The 21,526-nt window shown below is 48.6% G+C and carries 16 protein-coding genes; 13 read left to right on the plus strand and 3 right to left on the minus strand.

What is annotated here, in order from left to right:
* Window positions 1–23 precede the first annotated feature (23 nt).
* Window positions 24–1,136 carry a GerAB/ArcD/ProY family transporter gene (locus DNHGIG_RS09540; RefSeq protein ID WP_282199416.1) on the minus strand — a complete coding sequence of 371 codons (1,113 nt, stop codon included), beginning with the start codon at window positions 1,134–1,136 and terminating at the stop codon, window positions 24–26.
* 168 nt (window positions 1,137–1,304) lie between these two features.
* Between DNHGIG_RS09540 and DNHGIG_RS09545 the strand changes: the two genes are divergently transcribed.
* The 8 genes from DNHGIG_RS09545 to DNHGIG_RS09580 all read left to right on the plus strand — a co-directional run bounded on the left by DNHGIG_RS09545 (window position 1,305) and on the right by DNHGIG_RS09580 (window position 11,478).
* On the plus strand, window positions 1,305–1,661 hold the full coding sequence (locus tag DNHGIG_RS09545) for a BsuPI-related putative proteinase inhibitor (protein WP_282199417.1): 357 nt from the start codon (window positions 1,305–1,307) through the stop codon (window positions 1,659–1,661).
* A gap of 729 nt (window positions 1,662–2,390) precedes the next feature.
* Window positions 2,391–4,583 carry a Tex family protein gene (locus DNHGIG_RS09550; RefSeq protein WP_282199418.1) on the plus strand — a complete coding sequence of 731 codons (2,193 nt, stop codon included), beginning with the start codon at window positions 2,391–2,393 and terminating at the stop codon, window positions 4,581–4,583.
* Window positions 4,584–5,031: 448 nt separating this feature from the next.
* Window positions 5,032–6,033 (plus strand): thiamine-phosphate kinase, encoded by a 1,002-nt coding sequence (gene thiL / locus DNHGIG_RS09555; RefSeq protein WP_282199419.1) that lies wholly within the window; start codon window positions 5,032–5,034, stop codon window positions 6,031–6,033.
* 26 nt (window positions 6,034–6,059) lie between these two features.
* Window positions 6,060–6,527, plus strand: coding sequence for a tRNA (adenosine(37)-N6)-threonylcarbamoyltransferase complex ATPase subunit type 1 TsaE (gene tsaE / locus DNHGIG_RS09560; RefSeq protein WP_282199420.1), 468 nt, complete (start codon window positions 6,060–6,062; stop codon window positions 6,525–6,527).
* The gene (gene tsaB, locus DNHGIG_RS09565) at window positions 6,515–7,279 is read left to right on the plus strand and encodes a tRNA (adenosine(37)-N6)-threonylcarbamoyltransferase complex dimerization subunit type 1 TsaB (protein WP_282199421.1); all 765 of its coding nucleotides are present in this window, start codon (window positions 6,515–6,517) and stop codon (window positions 7,277–7,279) included. The genes tsaE and tsaB overlap by 13 nt, the downstream gene beginning before the upstream one ends.
* A gap of 3 nt (window positions 7,280–7,282) precedes the next feature.
* Window positions 7,283–7,762, plus strand: coding sequence for a ribosomal protein S18-alanine N-acetyltransferase (rimI, locus tag DNHGIG_RS09570; RefSeq protein WP_282199422.1), 480 nt, complete (start codon window positions 7,283–7,285; stop codon window positions 7,760–7,762).
* A 26-nt stretch (window positions 7,763–7,788) separates the two neighbouring features.
* Window positions 7,789–8,880 (plus strand): tRNA (adenosine(37)-N6)-threonylcarbamoyltransferase complex transferase subunit TsaD, encoded by a 1,092-nt coding sequence (gene tsaD / locus DNHGIG_RS09575; RefSeq protein WP_282199423.1) that lies wholly within the window; start codon window positions 7,789–7,791, stop codon window positions 8,878–8,880.
* Between the two features lie 381 nt (window positions 8,881–9,261).
* A complete protein-coding gene (locus DNHGIG_RS09580; RefSeq protein WP_282199424.1) occupies window positions 9,262–11,478 on the plus strand; it encodes a hypothetical protein in 2,217 nt (738 codons plus the stop codon).
* A gap of 105 nt (window positions 11,479–11,583) precedes the next feature.
* Here DNHGIG_RS09580 and DNHGIG_RS09585 read toward each other — a convergent pair whose 3' ends face one another.
* Window positions 11,584–12,258 carry a YwrJ family protein gene (locus DNHGIG_RS09585; RefSeq protein ID WP_282199425.1) on the minus strand — a complete coding sequence of 225 codons (675 nt, stop codon included), beginning with the start codon at window positions 12,256–12,258 and terminating at the stop codon, window positions 11,584–11,586.
* A gap of 31 nt (window positions 12,259–12,289) precedes the next feature.
* A complete protein-coding gene (locus DNHGIG_RS09590; protein WP_282199426.1) occupies window positions 12,290–13,642 on the minus strand; it encodes an arsenic transporter in 1,353 nt (450 codons plus the stop codon).
* A 381-nt stretch (window positions 13,643–14,023) separates the two neighbouring features.
* Between DNHGIG_RS09590 and DNHGIG_RS09595 the strand changes: the two genes are divergently transcribed.
* From DNHGIG_RS09595 to DNHGIG_RS09615, 5 genes are all read left to right on the plus strand, one after another.
* Window positions 14,024–14,749 (plus strand): DUF421 domain-containing protein, encoded by a 726-nt coding sequence (locus DNHGIG_RS09595; RefSeq protein WP_282199427.1) that lies wholly within the window; start codon window positions 14,024–14,026, stop codon window positions 14,747–14,749.
* Between the two features lie 395 nt (window positions 14,750–15,144).
* The gene (locus DNHGIG_RS09600; RefSeq protein WP_282199428.1) at window positions 15,145–15,906 is read left to right on the plus strand and encodes an endonuclease/exonuclease/phosphatase family protein; all 762 of its coding nucleotides are present in this window, start codon (window positions 15,145–15,147) and stop codon (window positions 15,904–15,906) included.
* A gap of 37 nt (window positions 15,907–15,943) precedes the next feature.
* Complete coding sequence (locus DNHGIG_RS09605; protein WP_282199429.1) at window positions 15,944–17,458, plus strand: alkaline phosphatase family protein; 1,515 nt, start codon at window positions 15,944–15,946, stop codon at window positions 17,456–17,458.
* 415 nt (window positions 17,459–17,873) lie between these two features.
* A complete protein-coding gene (locus DNHGIG_RS09610) occupies window positions 17,874–20,993 on the plus strand; it encodes a cation-translocating P-type ATPase (RefSeq protein WP_282199430.1) in 3,120 nt (1,039 codons plus the stop codon).
* Between the two features lie 67 nt (window positions 20,994–21,060).
* Window positions 21,061–21,252: a hypothetical protein gene (locus tag DNHGIG_RS09615; protein ID WP_282199431.1), complete on the plus strand. Its 192-nt coding sequence runs from the start codon at window positions 21,061–21,063 to the stop codon at window positions 21,250–21,252.
* The last annotated feature ends 274 nt before the right edge of the window (window positions 21,253–21,526 follow it).

The raw sequence follows: 21,526 nt of genomic DNA on the forward strand, positions 1-21,526 counted from the left end.
TTGTCCCCATCTTCTTCCTAACTTTACTTCGACTGCGTAAGGCGTTGTTTGATCCCGGTAACGATCAGTACTAACGAGGGAATGACATATTCGAAAATAAAGGCGTAAGAAGGAAACGTGTAACTAAGGAATTGAATCATTTCGCTCGTATTCGAGAAGAGAGTAACAGAACTTATAACCAGTAAAATACCTACCGGGATGATCGTAATTCGATAATCGGTTAGCTTTAACCAATGAGCGATTTCTTTCACAATGGCGAGATAGAACAGACTGACTTTGCCAAATATCGCGGCCACCCAAACGGCTAAATAGGCTGGATCCACCCGTTCAAAAAAATCGGCAATGTTGATTATGCGCGCTAAATTGAAAACGGAATATTCGAATGATGCGGTTAAGAGACCATATACAGCGATGGCAAAGATGTCAGTAATCATAAGAAGCATGACAGAAAAGGTGAGTATAATGAGAAGAGTATTTTTCCCTTTCTTTTCTTCTTGTAACATGGGAAGATAGGTGGCCATAAGGACAATCTCGCCCAACCAGGCAGAAGGAATGATGCTTCCTTTTATAATGGGAAGTGCCAACTTTCTATCAAAGATAGGAAGAAGCTTATCGAAGTCGAGTTTTTCTATAACAAAAATCAGCAAGGATATATTCGCAATAATGGATAAGAAAGCAATGATGATCATGAGTCTTCCTAAACATTCGACTCCCCCATAGGCGGCATAGGCGCACACGATCACCAAAAGCGATACAATAACGACCACGGGTGTTTTATCAAGAACGTACGTGCCGGTAAAATCGGTAATTTCGCGAAGAATGATGACGGCCACATGGAAATAAAACCAGATATAGAGGCCGCCGATGATTTTGCCGATGATTCGTCCCAACGCAATGGGGGTATATTGAACCAATGTTTTTCCCGGATAATGACGAATCAGTGTATGGATCATAAGTATTCCAAAGATACCGGCCATGTAGGAGAAGATCAGCGAGATCCATCCGTCCTGTCTAGCAATCTTAAAAGTAACGGTAGGGACATAGATGAGAGAAGTGGCTGTGGAAAGTACATATGCGAACGCTCCGAATTGTGAACGAGAAATTTTCTTCTCGTACAGAGGAATCTCCTCCTTCATGCATGTTGAGCCTTTCTATAGTATCCCCTTAGACTCCAATAACTTGCACGAATAGACAAAAGTAACCATTGTGTCGTATCGGCACCCGGAGAATAGGATCTTGGTTCTATTCGGTTTTGTTGTCACATATAGCTAGCATACAAGCCGTTCTTCACAGGGGGTTTTTGTATGCTGCTTGTGAAAACCGATCGAAGAACCTACTCATACGGAGATACCGTCCATTTTCATTTGCGTTTATACAACGAAAGTACGGAAAGTCGCGCTTACGCGTTTTCCACTACGCAACGGTTTGATATCGCTGTGTGGAACCACGACATGCTCGTATGGCAATGGAATAAGGGGCGATTGTTTTCCCAAGTGGCCGCGATGTTGACGATCCAACCCGGTGACTCAAGAGTATTTTCTGCCGAGTGGGATCTTCGAGACATGGAGGGAAGACGGTTGCCGACCGGTAGTTACCAGATCCACGTATGGATGGTCAGTAACGAGGAGAAGGACAGCATAAGTATAGAAGTCAGAGAATAAAATTTTTCCAAACACTGATTCTGTGCAAGAACTTGAGTGTGAGCATGACTGATGTATTTCTTGCATGGCAATTGTCGCAGATGGTACCTGTTCGCGGGATAAGGATGGATTTCTGTGAAATATTCGTTGGCAAAGGGACAGCCAAAGGGAATATAATGAGTTTGAGGTGAATGTATACAAAATGGACTTACCTAGTCTAGTGTTGGATCTGCTGATCCTGAGTGGTCCCTATCTGTTGTTCCGCATGGTTATAAATAAAGTTCGTATCTAGGATGTTTTCGTGTGTGAGAGACGTGGTATTAGACGCGTCTCTTTTTTATTGTTAGAATTCCTTCTGCAGCGTTTTATGATAGGGCTGTACACCACAGATTTTCGAAGTCTTTTTCAAGGTTGCTAACCATGCCGTAAGTTAGAGGATGAAAAGTGTCTTTAGGTGGTCGTAATGCTTTGCGTGAGACAGCGACTTTGGAGGTCGGCTCGCTTCCTTTTTGGTATGGGGTATATGCTTTGCGCGTAATAGCGACTTTGGAGGTCGTCTCGCAACATTTGATTATAATACCATGCGAGACGACCTTCACGGAGCATGAGCGTAAAGCATATACCCGTAAGACCTTCATCGAACCCAAGCGCAAAGCGATACATCCATCCAAGTACTCATTTTCTAAGTAGGAAAACCTCAAGATGGGAACGAATGAATAAAGGTAATATCCGATGAAGAGAGGGAACCTTATGTCTATCCAAACACCCGATTATGCTCTGGAGATAGCGAAAGCCCTCCACCTCCGCAAAGAGCAGGTGGCCGCGGCTATACGTTTATTCGATGAAGGCAATACGATACCGTTTATTGCCCGCTATCGGAAAGAGATGACCGGTGAACTGGACGAACAACAACTGCGCGAGATCGACGAGAAACTGACGAGCCTGCGAAATCTGCAGACGCGCAAAGAAGACGTGTATCGACTCATTGATGAACAAGGGAAGATGACGGAAGAATTGGCGGTACAAATCGTCAAGGCGGCCACTTTGACCGAAGTGGAGGACATTTACCGCCCCTATCGCCCGAAACGGAAAACTCGCGCTTCGATCGCACGGGAAAAGGGACTCGAACCGCTGAAGGAATGGCTCGTGCGGGATGGACAAGGAGATGTACTCGTTCAAGCCGGACAATACATATCGGAGGAACGCGGGGTATTCACTGCCGAAGAAGCTTTGCAAGGAGCACTGGACATCTTTGCGGAAGAAGTGTCAGATGATATGGAAGCGCGCAAAATTGTACGTGAATTGACATTCCGCAAGGGCATTCTCACGTCCACGGCTATCAATCCGGAAGTGGAGAGCGTGTATGAACAATATTACAAATATGAAGAACCTGTGAGCAAGATCCCGCCTCACCGGATCTTGGCGATCAATCGCGGAGAACGGGAGGAAATCTTGCGCGTGTCGATCGAAGCGCCTGTCGAGGAAATCCTGACGCGCCTGCAACAATTGCATCTGCCTGAACGGACAACAGATGCCACTCCTCATTTGCAACAAGCGATCATCGACGCGTACAAGCGGTTGATCGCTCCGTCGGTGGAAAGGGAAGTACGTGCAGAATTGACAGATAAAGCGGATGAACAGGCAATCCGCGTGTTCGCCTTGAATCTGAAACAATTGCTCTTGCAACCGCCTGTCCGCGGAAAAGTGGTGATGGGCATCGACCCTGCCTACCGTACAGGTTGCAAGCTGGCTGTCGTCGATGAAACAGGTAAACTGCTCGATATAGCCGTTACCTACCCGACCCCGCCGCAGAACAAAGTGGATGAAGCCAAACGGATCCTGACAAGTCTCATCGAGAAACACGGTGTGGAGATCATTGCGATCGGAAATGGAACCGCATCGCGCGAAACGGAACTGTTTGTGGCGGAACTGTTAAAAGAAATTCCGCGCCAATTGGTTTACATCATCGTCTCGGAGGCGGGGGCGAGCGTGTATTCCGCATCACCGTTGGCACGAGAAGAGTTTCCCGATCTCGACGTGGCGGAACGGAGTGCGATTTCCATTGCCCGGCGTTTGCAAGACCCGTTGGCGGAGTTGGTCAAGATTGATCCGAAAGCGGTCGGTGTGGGACAGTATCAGCACGATGTCTCTCAGAAGCGGTTGGAGGAACAATTGGCGGCAGTGGTAGAGTCTGCCGTGAACTCGGTAGGGGTTGACGTGAATACCGCATCGGCTTCGCTCTTATCGTACGTATCAGGGTTGTCTTCCCAAGTAGCCAAGAATATTGTAGCTTATCGCGAGGAGAACGGGAAGTTTCGGCGTCGCAAAGAACTGAACAAAGTACCTCGCCTCGGTCCGAAAACGTACCAACAATGCATCGGTTTCTTACGCATTCCCGATGCCGAACATCCTTTCGACAATACGCCCATTCACCCAGAATCGTATGAAGCGGCAGAACAGTTTCTGGAAACTTTAGGATACCGTCCCGAAGATATCTTGAATCCTGCGGTGCGGAAAGAGATCGAAGAGAAGTTCAAGGGAGTCGATGCAGCGCAAATGTCTGCATCATTGGGAATCGGTGTTCCGACACTCAGAGACATCATGGAATCCCTGTTGCGCCCTGGGCGTGACCCGCGGGAAGAGCTCCCGCCGCCTGTGTTCCGCACGGATGTTTTAAAAATAGAGGATCTGGAAATCGGTATGGTGTTGCGGGGAACGGTGAGAAATATCGTCGATTTTGGCGTTTTTGTCGATATCGGCTTGAAAAATGACGGCTTGGTACATATCTCGCAACTCGCCGACCGATTTGTGAGAAATCCGATGGATGTCGTTTCCGTGGGTGATGTGGTCAATGTGCGCGTGATTTCTGTCGATGTGAAGAAAGGGCGCGTGGGCCTCTCCATGAGAGATTTGCCTGAGCAGAGTCCCTTGCCCGTTCATTGATAGCGCAAGTAGCATTTGTACGGAGCATATCGCACTAATTATTAAGATAGTCACCCATGCCCCAAGCGGCACCATCAGAGGATGAAAAGTTTCTTGTGCGGGAGAAGTATAAGGCTTTCTCAAGAAACGGAGTGGCTTTTGGGTGGGTTGTATCGCTTTGCGGTGCAGAGGTGAGTTGAAGGTCGTTCCGCTTCCTTTATACCATTTAGAGGTATATGCTTTGCGCGTAATAGCGACCTTGGAGGTCGTCTTGCAACATTTGTTTATGATTCCATGCAAGACGACCTCCACGGAGCATGAGCGCAAAGCATATGCCTCAATGACGACCTTCATCGAACCCAAGCGCAAAGCGATACACCCACCCAAGCACTAATTTTCAAGGATATCAGGGTGGTGTGCGTTTCCTTAGGATATAATAAATGGAACAATGAATGTTGGAGGCAGGAGAATGTTCATAAAGGAGATCGGGGAGTTTGGTTTGATCGACCGGCTGGCACGAAAACTGGGACAACCGGATGAGAGTGTGATCGTGGGGATCGGAGACGATGCGGCTGTTCTGCAGGTCAAAGAGGGATACCAGGTGGTTATGACGACAGATATGTTGGTGGAAGGTGTACATTTCCTGCCACAGACAATCTCCTTTCACAATCTTGGTTTCAAATCGGTAGCCGTCTCGATCTCCGATATTGCGGCGATGGGGGGGATTCCCAAACATGCGGTGATTTCGCTTGCCATCCCGCCGATGGTTCATGTGGAATCACTGGAATCCCTGTACGAAGGCGTGGCGGAGATTTGCAGTCAGCATGGCACACATGTTGTCGGAGGAGATATCGTCAAGATACAGGAGCGTCTCGTCATCTCTGTTACATTGCTCGGAGAAGTGGAAACCGGGCGTGCACTGTTGCGTTCCGGTGCGAAACCGGGAGATGTGGTGTTCGTTAGCGGTACGGTCGGAGGTTCCGCCGCCGGTCTCTCGCTCTTGCAAGGGGAGGGCGATCGGGTATCAGTAACGGAACGTGACAAGCTGATCGAATTTCATCAAAGACCCGAACCCCAAGTCCTTTTGGGACGATTACTGCAGCAAAGCGGGAGTTGTACTTCATGCAACGACATCTCAGATGGTCTGGCCAGCGAGTTAAACGAAATTGCACAGGCGAGCGGTGTAGGGATGGAAATCGATCGGTTGGCGATCCCCATTCATTCGGCAGTTCGTTCTTTTGCAAGCGCTGTACAAAAAGATCCGCTTGATTTCGCATTATTTGGCGGAGAAGATTATCAACTGGTTGGAACGGCGCGCGCAGATGGGTTCCCCGCCTTGCAAATGAGGGCGCGAGAAATGGGGATTTCCCTTACACGCATAGGGATAGTAACGAAAGAAAAAGGAGTTTGGCTTACCAGTGGTGGACAGGAACCGAGATTAATAGAGGCGAAAGGGTATTGTCATTTTTAGCGATTCATTTTCGGGAGTGACGTTTCATGTGGACGTTGATCGCAGAAGACGCGGAGAAAACACAACGATTTGCAGAGATTTTGGGTGAACTGGCAAAACCGGGGGATGTGTTGACCCTTCATGGAGATCTCGGCGCCGGTAAGACCACATTTACGCAGGGACTGGCACGCGGATTAGGCGTTGGGCAAAGCGTCAGTTCACCGACTTTCACCTTGATTCATGAATATGAGGGACGGATCCCTCTTTACCACATCGATGTCTATCGTTTGGGTAAACATGCCGCAGAAGAAGACTTGGGATATGACGAATATTTTTATGGAGAAGGCGTGACCGTGGTCGAGTGGGCTGAACTGATCGAAGAGCGCCTGCCTGATGATTATCTCTCCCTGACTCTTGAAAAAAACGGTGAGCATCGGCGGACGCTGCATTTTGTCGCACGCGGTCCGCGGGCAAGCGAATGGGTAGAGGAGATGATGAAACGATGCCGTACCTAGCGATGGATACAGCAACAGGAACGCTCACCGTTGCTGTCGGCGAACCGGGTGTCTTGCTTGGCGAGGCGACGACAAACCTGAAGAGGAATCATTCGAACCGTTTGATGCCTTTAATCGATGTGTTGCTGGATGATATCGGGATTCAACCGGAAAACCTGAAGGGGATCATCGTCGGGCATGGCCCGGGCTCTTACACGGGAGTGCGCATTGGTGTAGCCACCGCAAAAATGATGGCATGGGCGCTCAACATTCCGCTTCTCGGCGTTTCCAGCCTGGACGGATTGGCGAGGAATTTCCTCGCGAGCGACGGAATCGTCTGCCCGATGTTCGATGCCCGTCGAAAACAAGCATATACCGCCCTCTATGAACGGACGGAATGTTCCTTCAGAAAGACGCTCGCCGATTCGCTTCTCCCACTCGACCGACTGTTTTCGGCGATTCATTCCCGACAGGACGAAAGGCGTAACGCGCAGAAACCCGTGTCCGTTTTGTTCTGTGGGGACGGCGCGCAAGCATATCGGCAGGAGATCAAAGAGGCATTCGGTGATGATGCGTACTTTGTCGAATGTGCAGCACTAGACCTTGTGCGTGCGGGTCACCTTTTAGACATTGGCATTCCACGGCTGCTTGCGGGAGAGAAAGCGGATATCACAGGTTTTGCTCCCGAATATCTGCAACTGGCGGAAGCGGAAGCCAAATGGCTCTCCAAACAGACGCAATCACCGGAAGCTTCAGCGGACGGGAGGAGCTGATCGATGAGCGAATGTGCGTTTCGACGGATGGTGCTGGAGGATATCGACCGCATTCTGGAAATCGAACATGCTTCGTTTCCAACCCCGTGGTCACGATCGGCGTTTGAAGGAGAATTGAAAAACAATCATTTTGCTCACTATGTGGTTGTGGAATGGAACGAACGGGTTGTCGGCTATGCGGGCATGTGGGTGATCATGGATGAAGCCCATATTACCAATATCGCGATTGAACCTGAGATGCGGGGACGCAAACTGGGAGAAAAGTTGCTGCGTCATATGATGAGGATCGCCTGGTTAAAAGGGGCGGAACGAATCACACTGGAGGTTCGGGTATCGAACCGCGTCGCGCAAAATTTGTATAAGAAGCTCGGATTCACCCCCCAAGGGGTTCGTAAAGGATACTATTCCGATAACCAAGAAGATGCGTTGATCATGTGGTCCGATCTGATTGCCTCCGACCTTCTTGCAGATTCGAGTTTGTAGCTTAACAAGGAACAGGAGTACGAAGAATGGGATGGATAGAGCGAGTCAGGAAGAAATACCATGAAGACATGCAAGCAGGGCGCACACCTTTGATCCTCGCCGTGGAAACCAGTTGTGACGAAACATCGGCAGCGGTTGTCCGCGGAGGGAGAGAGATCCTTTCCAATGTGATCTCTTCACAAGCGGCCATCCACAAGCGGTTCGGAGGAGTGGTACCGGAAGTCGCCTCCAGACGCCATGTAGAAAATGTGACGAGAGTCATTGAGGAAGCGTTGGAACAAGCGCAAGTGACTTTACAAGACGTATCGGCCATCGCCGTTACATACGGTCCCGGTCTTGTCGGCGCTCTCCTGGTCGGTATTGCGGCGGCCAAAGCGATCGCATACGCTTGCTCGATTCCTTTGATCGGCGTACAACATATCGCCGGTCATATCTATGCCAACGTGCTCTCCGATGGGGTCGAACCTCCTCTTCTCGCGCTTGTCGTCTCGGGCGGGCATACGGAAATCGTCTACATGCAATCCCATGATCACTTTGAATTCTTGGGAAGAACGCGCGATGATGCGGTCGGGGAAGCGTACGACAAAGTGGCACGGGCCATGGGGCTGGAGTATCCGGGAGGCCCGATTCTCGACCGATTGGCACAGGAAGGGGATCCAAACGCCATCGAATTTCCGCGCGCTTGGCTAGAGGAGGGGTCTTTTGACTTTTCCTTCTCCGGCTTAAAATCGGCGGTACTGAACGCATTGCATAATGCGGAGCAGCGCGGGGACGTATTACGAAAAGAAGACGTAGCCACTGGTTTTCAGGCGTCCGTGGTGGATGTTCTTGTGGAAAAAACGGTTGGGGCCGTCAAGAAGACAGGCGTCAAAAAGGTGGTCGTCGCCGGTGGAGTGGCAGCCAATCAGGGGTTGCGCACACGATTGACCGCAAGGGCTGCGGAAGAAGGGTTTCGCGTGACTTTTCCTCCTTTATCGTTGTGCACGGATAATGCGGCGATGATCGCGGCGGCCGCATTCCCTTTATACGCGAGGGGGGAATTCCACGGGCTTGAATTAAATGCGATCGCCAATTTAAGTATCACGGATTGGATGAATGGAAAACGAATTCAGTTTTGAATGTTCTAGGGTGACCGGTTCGTAGGGAATCGGTCACTTTTTTGTTTGAAGCCATTTTCGCTGTGCACAAAGTGATTCATTATCCACACCCGGCTGAAGATAATTTATCCACTATCCACAGGTATTTGTGGATAACGTGGATAACTGCAAGCAGAACCTTATATTTTTTATCGACAAAAATCAGCAATATTTTATGTTAAACTTCGTCGTTTAATGTGGATAAGTCGGAACATGCACGTCAAACGCCGGCTGGTACTGTGGATAAATATGTGGATAGTGTGGATTTGTCGCATTTTTCATCCGATGATGTCAATTGATCGCTTGTGAATAGTTCATCTGACCATTGTGGAAAATAAATGAAAAAGTGAAGGTGTCGTTATCGTGAACCGTTTTCCTACAATCTTTCTATCCATATGGTTGATCGCCTTGTTCATCGGCGGGACTTCTGGATCGGCGCTTGCAGACATCCACTCTGCAATTCTCGATCATCCTCATCCGCATAAAAAGGTCATCCTTTTGCTGGTCAATCGGCTGGGGTTTCATGATCTTGTCAGCGAGGATATGCCCCATGTTCAAGAATGGGCGAAACGAAGCGCGCTCGGATTGATGAATAGCAATACGGGCGGAGCGAAGAATGATGTGAATACATACCTGACATTAGCGCTGGGAGTGCCGACAACCACGAAGAAACCTCCGCAAATTTATAATCCTGAAGAAAGGACAGGGGAGGGCTTGACCGCTCATCTCCTTTATGAGGAACGAACGGGTCAGACAGCAGCCGGCCCCATTCTTGTGAACACACCCGATTTCAGACATGCGCTTGAAAAGCTCCCTTATGCCTCTTCACTTGGTTTAACGGGCAATGAGTGGGAACGCCGCGGAATACGGACGGTTGTGATCGGCGGGATGGATGAGGGACAAACGGTTAAACGGTATGGTGCCATGTTCGCCATCGATGGAAAGGGACGCATCCCGTTAGGCTCCATGATAAGCAAGGATGTCTTGATCGCGGATCCCGCCCGCCCTTTCGGGTTGAGGATGGACGTGACAAAGGTGAGTGATATCCTTGGGAAGACTCTTGAAAGTCATGATGTTACGATCATCGATGCAGGGGATCTTTCCCGTCTGGACGCGTATCGGAAACAGTTGACACGGAATCAGTTTGAACAATTGCGGCGAAAGGTTTTGCGGGAAACCGATCAACTGATCGACCTATGTTTGCGGGAGGCCAACGCAGAAACGCTTGTTATGATGGTTACACCCCGCGTATCCGAGGAGTCCGTTTCTCGTGCGGAATGGTTAGCTCCGCTGATCATGCGCGGCGGAGCGGTCAAACAGGCATCTCTGTTGACTTCACCAACGACCAGGAGGGAAGGGATTGTCTCCAATTTGGATGTGGCACCGACCGTTCTATGGCATTTGGGGATACCATCCCCTCCACAGATGTTAGGCCACCCGATGCAAGGGATCCAAACGGAGTACCCGTTGGACAAGACGAACGTTCTTGCCTTGCAAACTGCAAGGACATTTTCATTGCGTCCAAAAGTGATGGTTGGTTTCGGGATTTTCTCGTTATGTGTATTGCTATTCTTCGTATTTCGAGCGTGGATAGGCATGCAGGTTGTTTCCTTGATTTTGGCGGAGTGTTTGGGTTTTTCCTTATTAGCCGGACCGCTCATATGGCTGCTTTTGCCCCTTTTTCCCGCGACCAGTTGGCAGGGGGCGTTTGTGGCCGGCGGACTTATGCTTGCAGCTGTATTAGCAGGTATTTCTTTGTTTCGTTCCTGTTATCTCCGTTTGGCCGCTCTCAGTCTTCTGACAGCAGCCGTGGTTGTGGCGGATGTCGGGACAGGCGGGCATTTAGCCGCACAATCGATTCTTTCCTATGACCCGATCGTCGGTGCGAGATATTACGGGATCGGAAACGAATACATGGGCTATACTCTTGGGACGGTACTTTTATCTTTCGGCTGTCTGTTAGAGGCATTTCCTCAGCGAAGAAAAGCGATCACTGTTACTTTTGCGGGATTCTTTCTGTTTCTCCTTTATTTCTTTGCTTCTCCACGTTTGGGGACAAACGCGGGAGGGGCACTGACTGCAGCCGCCGCCTTCTCGGTGACATTGTTTTTGCTCAAGAAAAAACGATGGACGCTTGCAGGATGGGGAGTTCTCAGCTTGAGCATGTTGGCCGCTCTCGTCATCCTTCTCGTGTTCAATCATCCGGATCTCGCGCTTCCCACCCATATTTCCCAAGCGGCTCGCACGGTTTGGCAACAGGGGAGCGGAGAGATGGAAAGAACGATCCTACGAAAACTGCTTACCAGTTGGCGGGTGATCAATTGGACATTTTTAGGTCCTGTGTTCATCGTCCTTTTAAGTCTCTTTCTCATCTTCTTGTCCCTAAGGAATTCAGTGAAGGAACGGGTACGAAGGGAATTCCCTTTTCTTTACATATCAGTGACAGGGATCACATCGGGTGCATGTGTCGGTTTATGTGTGAATGATTCGGGGATTGTCGTTGCCGTCATGATGATGATGCTCGTCATTTTCCCGGCTTGCATGATTTTGTCAAGGCGATCGCTCGAACGTCTGGAGTAAACGAAGGTGTTCGGGATACTACGGTGCTGCTCACGCTGCCGCAGCTGATTCGAACAAAAAGCCAATTCCCATCTATCGAATGAGAATTGGCAGGGATAACCTCCATTAATCACAAAGGGACAGGGTCTTAAGATGCTGAAAATTCCAATAGATTGTTTCACCATTCGCGATCACCATCTCGATCAGATGGTTGTTGGGATCGAATCTGTTAAGCAGTCCAGTTTTATGGGGATGATCTCCAAGATCGAAAATCACAAGTTTTCCTTCTAATTTTTTACATAAATCCTTCATGATTTGAGGTAAAGAGGCAAGGGATGGATTCAATGGAACCGATTGTGTGCTTAGTGAATAAGGAAGCACTTGACTTGAGTGAGGGATTAACCATTTTAGATGATAAAGGGAGATATACATTGTTTTATAGATAGGGGAATAGAAAACGAAGTAATCGTTCATAAGATTCGTGAGATAACCATGGATGGATTTGTTGCCTGTCACATAAATCTCCACAAAACGTCCTTTAGCATGATCGAGCATCTTTCGATAAGAGAAGCTTTCTCCCAGTTTATCAAACGGAACGTGATTCGGATTCTCAATGATTTCATCAGTGGGTAAGCTGAGTTCCATGTGCTGTATATGGACGAGCGGAATATAAAGGAACTGTTGTCCATCATAGATAACGACGATATCGGATCCGAAGTCGATGAGGATCCCTTTGCACCTTTTTTTCCCTGAAATTTCAATATTCATTTGTTTTCCAATCCATTGTTGAAGATCGTTCATAGTGATACCTCCTTTAAACTTGATCAAAAACTTAGAAAATCCAAGATACCCAATAAGCCAGAATAACAAGCGTAAACAACGTAGTGATGGGAATCACGATCGAAGTTACTTTCAGATATTGAGCCCAGGTTACTTTTACCTTCCCTTTCTTGAGAATGTGCATCCACATCAGTGTAGCTAGAGTTCCGATGGGTAATAAAAGGGAACCCATATCACTGCCAATCACACTTGCAAGATACGAGATTTTCAGTATGAGTGGATCCAGTCCCATACCGGTTAGGGTGATGGTTCCGACCATCAAAGCGGGATGATTGTTGAAGAAATTGGACATGAGGGTCACAAGGATTCCCATCATGATACTCGCGCGGAGCAAATTGACGGAAACGATCGGTTGGAGGAAACGGATGAGCCAATCGGTCAATCCGATGTTGTGCAGTCCGTAGATAATCACATACATACTAAAGGCGAAAACCAGTATATACCAGGGTGTTTTTTTCATCATATCAACAGGGGAAATGCCTAAACGATACCAACGCCAACCGAGAAGAGCGAGGGAACCGCCAACGGCGGCGAGTGAAACGGGGATGTGGAAGTAGGAGGCGACGAAGAGACTTACACGGACGCAAAAGACAAAAATCAGGATGTTACGCATAAATTTTGTTCGGTGCTCCATGGGGATGGGTGAGGAATCTCCCTTTAATGGGTGACTGCCTGGTGCTGGAGAGTGGGCCAAGAACCCTGGTGTGGTTTTGGGTAACCTGCGAGGCAACACGCGATAGAAGTTAGCGAACAGGAGAATCAAAAGCAGGACAAGCCCCAGGGTAGCGGGAATGAACATCATCGCCGTGTGCATATATAGATCCATTCCCACGATTTTTAAAGCGATCAAATTCACGATGTTGCTGACTCCAATAGGGGCACTGGACGCAGTGGCGATTAACGCTCCTGATAATAAATAGGGGATTTTTTGATGGTTTTTGAGCCCTAAGTTATGAAGTAACATTAACAAGATAGGTGTCGTGATTAAAATACTGCCATCGTTGTTAACAAAAAGAGTCATGAGAAAACAAAAAAGATTGACATACCAGAAAAGTCGTATTCCTGACCCTTTCGCTTTTTCAACAAGTTTTTCAGCTGCCCAATGAAAAAAACCGAAACTTTCTAATACGATCGCCATGACGATCGTCGCCATGATGGTGATTGCGGCTCCCCCAATGGTTTCACTGATTTTCCCCAAATCCGAGAATGAAACACTCCCGCTCAGGATGACGACCAATGCACCACAAGTGGCCGGTATCGCTTCATTCACTTGAGGTCTCCAGAAAATAAATGAAATCGTACATAAAAAAGAAAGCACGGTGATCAGAACCGTTAAATCATGCATTCAAGTTTTTCACTCCTTAGAGCAAAACAGTCTACTTTTCCGGAGAAGACCTGCTGCTCATATGTGGTAGGTTCTTTTCACTCCCTTTTGTTTGTCCTTCATGTTCATTTGTAATGTAAGTATACGTATCAAGTAGATAGCATGGACTAAACAGCGGCCTTATTTTTCTTAAATTCCACTTCCATCTATCAATCATAATCTATCAGCGTCTGTCTTCGTGTAGATGTCAGCTCTCATGAATGGAACGTAAAAGACCTTCCGCTGAAAAAGTGATCTACAATATTCTCTTTCGGTTCCGTATTTGTGTGGTCGATCTTGTATGAATCAGGAGCAGAAGGGGAAAATATGGCTGCAGAAAACTAGAAAAAATGGGTGTTCATGATGCAAATCTCGTGGTTGTTTCTTACCCTCAGCACAATGATTACTTTTGTCATTCTTCTCATGCTGGTTCGTTGGATCGGAAGCACACAGTTAACCCAGTTAACGATGTTTAATTGGGTAGCTGGTGCAAGCATGGGAAACCTGGCGGCAAATATGATGGCAACCACCAATCTCAAAGATTGGATTTCTTCTTGTTATACCCTTGTCATGTTCACGGCTGCCACCATCATCGCCGCTTATTTCGCTTTAAAAAGCCGCACCTTTCGCCGGATCGCAAACGGTGAACCGATTGTGATCATCCACAAAGGGGTTTTACTACGGGATAACTTGCGGAAAACGAAGTTGAATATCGATGTACTGATGATGTTGCTTCGGGAAAAAGGTTTTTTTTCATATTCCGAGATTGAATACGCGATTCTGGAACCTACGGGAAACTTGAGCATTTTACCGATTCAGGCGGCGCAGTCAGTCTCGAAAGAGGATCTTGTGAAAGGGCCCGACCTGTCACCGGAAGGTCAAGGGCCCTATATCGAGTTGGTCGTGGACGGCGAAGTTGATCGTGACAAATTGGACAGTACCGGATATGACGAGAAATGGCTTTTTGAACAGATCAGAGAGTATGGGGGAAAAGGGTTGGAGGATGTCATGTACATGGCTGTCAATAAGGAAGGTGAAATTATCATCGATCTCCACCGGAAAGAAGAAGAGGATGATCCGACTATTTAAATGTGGTCAAGCCCGAACAGAGTACCGGGTTTTCTGTTTGTAAAACCCCCATTCATGCGGGGATCAAGGCACATGCCGTTTCTTAGCTCGTATCCCCAACATAAGCTGAAACATGAAGCAAACAGGGGGTGTCGTGATGTACGGAACTTTCGGCGCTTACACGCGCTGGGCGGTCGTATTCCTGATCATCTTTGTTCTGTTCTTCCTCCTCGTTCCCGGATACGGAGCCGGGTATTAAATGAAACATCTATAAATCTCTAAACGAAATGAATCGTTTCGTTGGCGACAAGGGAATTTAGGGATACTTCAGAAACACGGGTGCTCTTCGCGATTACCCGTGTTTTTGTTACCGCAGATCCTTTTTTGCCATACTAAGGCAGAAGGAGGAGATGGCCGTGAAGCAGTTTCTGAACGACAGAAATGACGCCAATCTAAAGATCATGACATTTAATATCCGCCATGGAAAAGGAACCGACAGACAGTTCGACTTGCAGCGAATCGCAGACGTTTTGGCCGAGAGTGAAGCGGATCTGATCGGTCTCAATGAAGTGGATCGCCATTTTTCAAAAAGAAGTAGTTTTATGGATCAAATCAACTTTCTTGCGCAATACTTGGGTATGCATGAGGCATTCGGCGCTGCGCTAACATTAAGGACGAAGCGGCCAACCGGATTGAGAGAGTATGGAAACGCTTTTTTGTCCCGTTATCCGATCATTTCCCACGAGAATCATGCCATGAATTTTTATCCCGGAATGATCGAAGGACGCGCTTTGCTCGAAGTGAACCTGAACATTAACGATCAATCCGTGAAAGTCTATGTCACTCATCTCAGCCTGAATCCCATCTTTCATAAGAAGCAAACGGATTTTATTTTAAAAAAAGTGATGGCCGATCATCAACCTGTGATCCTCATGGGAGATTGGAACATGAGGACGGGTTCGCAAGCCTGGAGGAAAATTACCCGTCATCTGACCGATGTTTGTGAACATACAAACCAAGGGCCTTTCTATACGTTCCCATCCACACGCCCCAAAATTCGCTTGGATTATATCTTTGTAAGCCGCCAATTTCAGTTGGTTTCGGTCCATATGATGAACATTCTCCCCCAAGCGTCCGACCATTTACCATTACTAGCGACGGTAAGGTTCAGCGGTTAATGTTTCATAACATCTTATTTTTTGAGGAATACTGGGAATGTTACACATACTTACATGTTATGAAGGGCAGGATGGCATGAAAAAGGTCATTCTTCTACTCGTAGATTCATTAATGCCACATCTTTTGGAATCTTGCATTCAGAAAAAATCGATTCCAGCACTTCAGTTTTTGAAGGAGCGCGGAAGATATTGGCCTGAGTTTGTTACCGTATTTCCTACCATGACCGCTTCGGTTGACAGCTCGTTGCTGACAGGGGTGTATCCCAACGTTCACCGGGTACCGGGGATCATTTGGTTTCATCCGCAAGAACAGAGAGTCATCGATTATTGGAACGGTTGGCGATGCGCTTGGAAACTTGGCTTAACCGCGTGCACTCGTAACGTTCTTTACCACCTGAACGAAAACCATTTGAGCGAAGGGGTGACAACGTTATTTGAAGAACTGGAAGATAGAGGTAAAAAAACAGCTTCCATCAATGCCCTTGTGCATCGGGGAAGGAAGAAGCATCGAATCAAATTTCCCTTTTTGCTCAATGTGCTCAGCGGGTTTCGCCTAAACGGCGAGATCTCCGGACCTGAAATCTTGACATTTGGAACGCTTGCTCAGAACAACCTGAATCGCGCCATACCAAGGTATCTCAAAGGCTGGAGAAAATTCTGCGGTTTTAATGATAGCTATGCCGTTCAAGCTGCGAAAACGCTCATTCTCTCCAAAGATCAACCGGATTTTATGCTGGTCTATCTTCCGGACAACGATCATGAGGTACATAAGAAAAATCCCGATCATGCCGAGCGGTCGTTAATCCGTGTGGATCGGCACATTCAGGAACTGTTGAACGCTTTCGGTTCTTGGGAAGAAGCAATCGTACAATGCGTATTCATCATCATCGGTGATCATGGACAAACGCGTATCGGACCGAACAAAGAGTATACCATTAATCTCGATCACCTTTTGCGGCCGTTCCGGGTGCTTCAACTAGGGGAAGAGGTCGGCGATCACGATCTTGTGGTCTGCAATAATGAAAGGAGCGCTTACCTCTATCCTTTAAAGAAGGGGAAACAGGAGGAAATGGTGCAACAGCTCATGACAGAAGAGCGCATTGACCTGATTGCTTGGAAGAAAGACCGAGGGGTTGTGGTAAAACAGGGGGGATCAAGAGGGGAATTGTATTTTGCACCGGGTGGCTCGCATGTAGATATCTATGGTAGCAAGTGGACAATTGTGGGGGAACCGGCTGTGTTGGATTTGCGCGTGCATCAGGGAACGATTCATTACGGGGATTATCCCGACGCGCTTTCACGATTATTTGGCGCGTTATACTCGCAAGAGATTCCCATGATCGTGATTACCGCCCGACCGCGTTATGAATTTTTTTGCCGATACTACCCAAAGCATCTGAACGGCGGGTGTCATGGCTCCCTGCACAAATACGATTCGCTGATTCCCCTCATGATCGCCGGGACGGAACATCCGATCAATGAACCGCCGCGTTTGATCGATCTAAAACCGTTTATTCTCGGACTGTTTGAAACGGTCTCTCCGATGGGATGACCGGCAGATAACCAATCATTCGTTCATCTAGACGTATATATGTTGCTGACGTCTGCTCTGGTGCATTCATTAAGATTATCATGCACAAAAGGGGCGATCACTGATGTACGAGGTAAACGGCGAGTGGGCTCGATGGGGCGTGGTATTTCTCATTATTTTTGTGGTTTTCTTTTTATTTGTTCCGGGGTATCTGCGAGCGGAGAACCCTCAACCTCCGATTCCCTCAGTGCCAGGGATCCCATCCGTTCCGTCTATCCCAGGCCTCCCGGTCCTTCCGTAATCGACAATTGACAGGGGCGTGTGCGAACACGCCCCATTCTTATGAATCCCTGAAAACGAATGAGAAAATTCCCATGGTATAAAAATCATCCCCACTTTTCAAAATAACTCTTACTTACGGCAAAGGGGGGATTCGATGATCGATTTTCTCGGCAGATTATTACGAAGCCGAACCCGACCGATACCGGGACGTTTACGCCTGCAAGTGAACGGCTTGAGACGGAACGGAGAACGGAAGCATATGATCGAGAAACGCTTACTCCACTTGGAGGGAGTGACTTACGTCGAGGCTAACCCGGTCACCGGCCGTGTGCTGATTCTTTTTGACGAGACTATTTTGCAACCTCATCGGATCTATGAGGTTCTTGATGAACTGGCTCGTGAGCAAATGAATCACTCGCACCTCTTGGCCGAATTAGCGGCCGCGCAGAAAGAAGCGGCTGCTGCGGAAGCCTTACAATCATCGGGTTCTCAACCATGGCACACCCAAACCGTCGATTCAACGTTCGTATCGTTACGCACCGCCGTCTCCGGTCTCATGGAGAGAGAAGTTCATCAACGATTAGCCCGCCATGGGCCGAACCAGCTTTTTGAGGCTCCGCGTCCGGGCTGGGTGCGTTTGTTCTTACGGCAATTTGCCAATTTCATGACGATCACCTTACTTATATCGGCGTTGGTAGCCTTGCTGCTTGGCCGTGTCCTCGATGCAGGAAGTATTTTGGGCGTTCTTGCGATCAATGCCGCACTTGGAACATTTCAGGAAAGAAAAGCGGAGAATGAGGCACGGGCATTACGCGAATTGACAGCTCCTACTGCACGGGTGATGCGTGACGGAAAGGAAACGATCCTGCCCGCCCATGTTTTGGTTCCCGGCGATATCATCATTCTCGACCCCGGGGATCAAGTGCCCGCCGACGCGAGATTGATTGATTGCTGGAATCTGGAAGTCGATGAATCATCGTTAACCGGTGAGTCTGTTCCTGTCGCGAAAAAACCGGGTATTTGCGACTCCGAAACGCCACTGGCAGACAGAACCAATATGCTTTATATGGGCAGCCATGTCACGCGCGGAAGGGCGCGGGCAGTGGTTGTAGCAACAGGGATCGATACGGAAATCGGTCGGCTTTTCTCCATGGTTCAACAGCATAGGGAAGAGACGACGCCATTGCAACGAAAATTAAACATTCTCGGACAATACCTCGTCTTGAGTTCGATCCTCGTAAGCGTGTTTGTCATCCTGGTCGGTTTGGCCCGTGGCATGCCGATCGTTGACATGTTGATGACGGGTGTGAGCCTCGCGACCTCCGCGATACCCGAAGGATTACCGATCATGATCACGATCGGGCTAGCTGTCGGAATGCGTAGGATGATCGGAAAACATGCGCTGGTGAGAAAACTATCCGCACTTGAGACTCTCGGTCGGGCGACTGTCATTTGTTCAGATAAAACCGGCACGCTCACAAAAAATGAAATGACCGTACGTGCGATCGCGAGCGCGGCAAGAAGCTGGGAAGTGACAGGAAACGGATACACCCCAATCGGAACGTTTTCGGAAAACGGAAGTCCGATCGATGTTCAGCAAACTTCGGACTTGAAATGGATCTTAACGGCGTCCACTTTGTGCAGCGACGCGAAATTGCTACATAACGGAAAACATGAATATTCGGAAGGAATCATTCAGGGACATGTGATACCGGATCACAGTTGGACGATCAGCGGAGATCCGACGGAAGGGGCGCTCTTGGTAGCGGCGGCAAAAGGAGGCATCTGGCCGGAAGAAAGCCGCAAACCGTGGAAACGGATGAAAGAGGTTCCGTTTGAATCAGAACGACGCCGAATGTCGGTCATCTGTGGTGATCAGGAGAACAATCGCCATCTCATCGTCAAGGGCGCGATTGAAGAGGTCTTGAACATGTGCGACAGAGTGTTGGTTGATGGAGACATCCAACCGCTGGTACAGTCGCAGAGAGAGATGATACAAGCGCGCAATGAAGATTTTACGTCCCGTTCGTTACGCGTGTTGGCGGTCGCCTACCGTCCGTTGGATCCGGAAGAACGATCCAATGATGAAATCGATGAAAACCGTCTGATCTTTGCCGGTCTGATCGGCATGATTGACCCGCCACGCGAACAAGTGAAAGAAAGTATTCTCAGTTGTAAAAATGCCGGTATCAAAGTCGTCATGATCACAGGCGATCATCCAAAGACGGCAACAGCGATCGCTCAGGAATTGGGAATCCTTGAAGGAGGCGGGCGAGTTCTCACAGGAGTGGAATTGGATCAGCTCAGTGATGATCAACTCGCTGCGATGGTCGCCAATGTTGACGTATATGCACGCGTGTCTCCTCATCACAAGCTGCGAATCGTCTCCGCATTCAAAAAACGGGGCGAAATCGTCGTGATGACCGGAGATGGGGTCAATGACGCACCGGCCGTCAAACGTGCGGATGTAGGGATTGCGATGGGGAAATCGGGAGTGGAAGTAACCAAACAAGCGTCTTCCATGATTATTACGGATGATAACTTTGTTACCATTTGCAAAGGTGTGCAAGAGGGGCGCACTGTACTGGGCAATATTCGCAAGGCAATCGGTTATTTATTGAGCGGGAACCTCGGAGAAGTGCTCTACGCTACATTGGCTGTATTGGCAGGAATGCCTTTGCCTTTGGTGCCGATCCAGATTCTATTGATCAACCTGTTTACGGATGCTCTTCCATCGATCGCTCTGGCAATGGGAAATCCGAGGCAGGAGCCGCAAAATCTCAGCATGGAGATCACACGCGACGTGACCGATCGCAGCTTGATCACGCAGATCATTTCCCGAGGCATCATCATCGGTCTGACAACCATGGGTGTATTTTGCGGAACAATGACATGGACAGGAAACCTCATGTTGGCGCGTACTTTGGCGTTCATGTCACTCTGCGCCAGTGAATTGATTCAGGCGCTTGATTGGCGCAGGTTGGACGATACCTCACGCGCGCGCGGCGACCTGTTGCGCGATCGATTCATGACAGCCACTTTGGCCGTATCTTGGACGGGTCTTCTTTCAATCGTGTATCTACCCCCTCTGCAAACATTGTTCCAAACCGTACCGCTGTCCTTGTTACACTGGGTGGTGATTCTGGGAATCGGATATTCCGTTTCAGTGTTGAACAGACCGATATCACAACTCGTCGATACGCTCGTCCGGAAGTTTCGGAGTTCGTCTGCAAACAGAAAAACGTTCCCCCCGTTACCTATACTGACCGGTTAAGCTTCCTGCAGAGAACTGAATGATTCCTCATCTTATGGTCAAACTACAAGCAGGGGAGGGATGTGAAATGGAACCTTTTGAATGGGTCGTTGTCGGCATGTTGGCATACGCTATCTTTCCAAAAGTACGGAAGGCGGTGTCCACTACTTGGTCTTCCATCACGTCGACAGCCAATCAAACCGTGCAAGGAATTGGACGTACCACATCCAATGCGGTGAATCAGGCACAACACATGTTTGCTTCACCTGAACAACAGTAAGACAATCAAGGCCGAAGAGTCTGCCGGGTGGTGGTACCGGGAGGCTCTTTGGCGTGGGTTATCGCCCGGTGCAGCAAGTGGAGACATAAGACAGAACTAGTGCTTGGATGGGCGTATCGCTTTGCGCTTGGGTTCGATGAAGGCCGTTCCGCCCGGATTCTTAACAGTTGATGCGGAACGACCTTCAACTCACCTCTTCGCTGCAAAGCGATAAGACCCACCCAAAAGCCACACTAATGCATGTGGCAGCTTTTAATCTCATTTCTCAAATGTA

Source organism: Collibacillus ludicampi (genome assembly GCF_023705585.1).
Lineage (GTDB): Bacteria > Bacillota > Bacilli > Tumebacillales > BOQE01 > Collibacillus > Collibacillus ludicampi.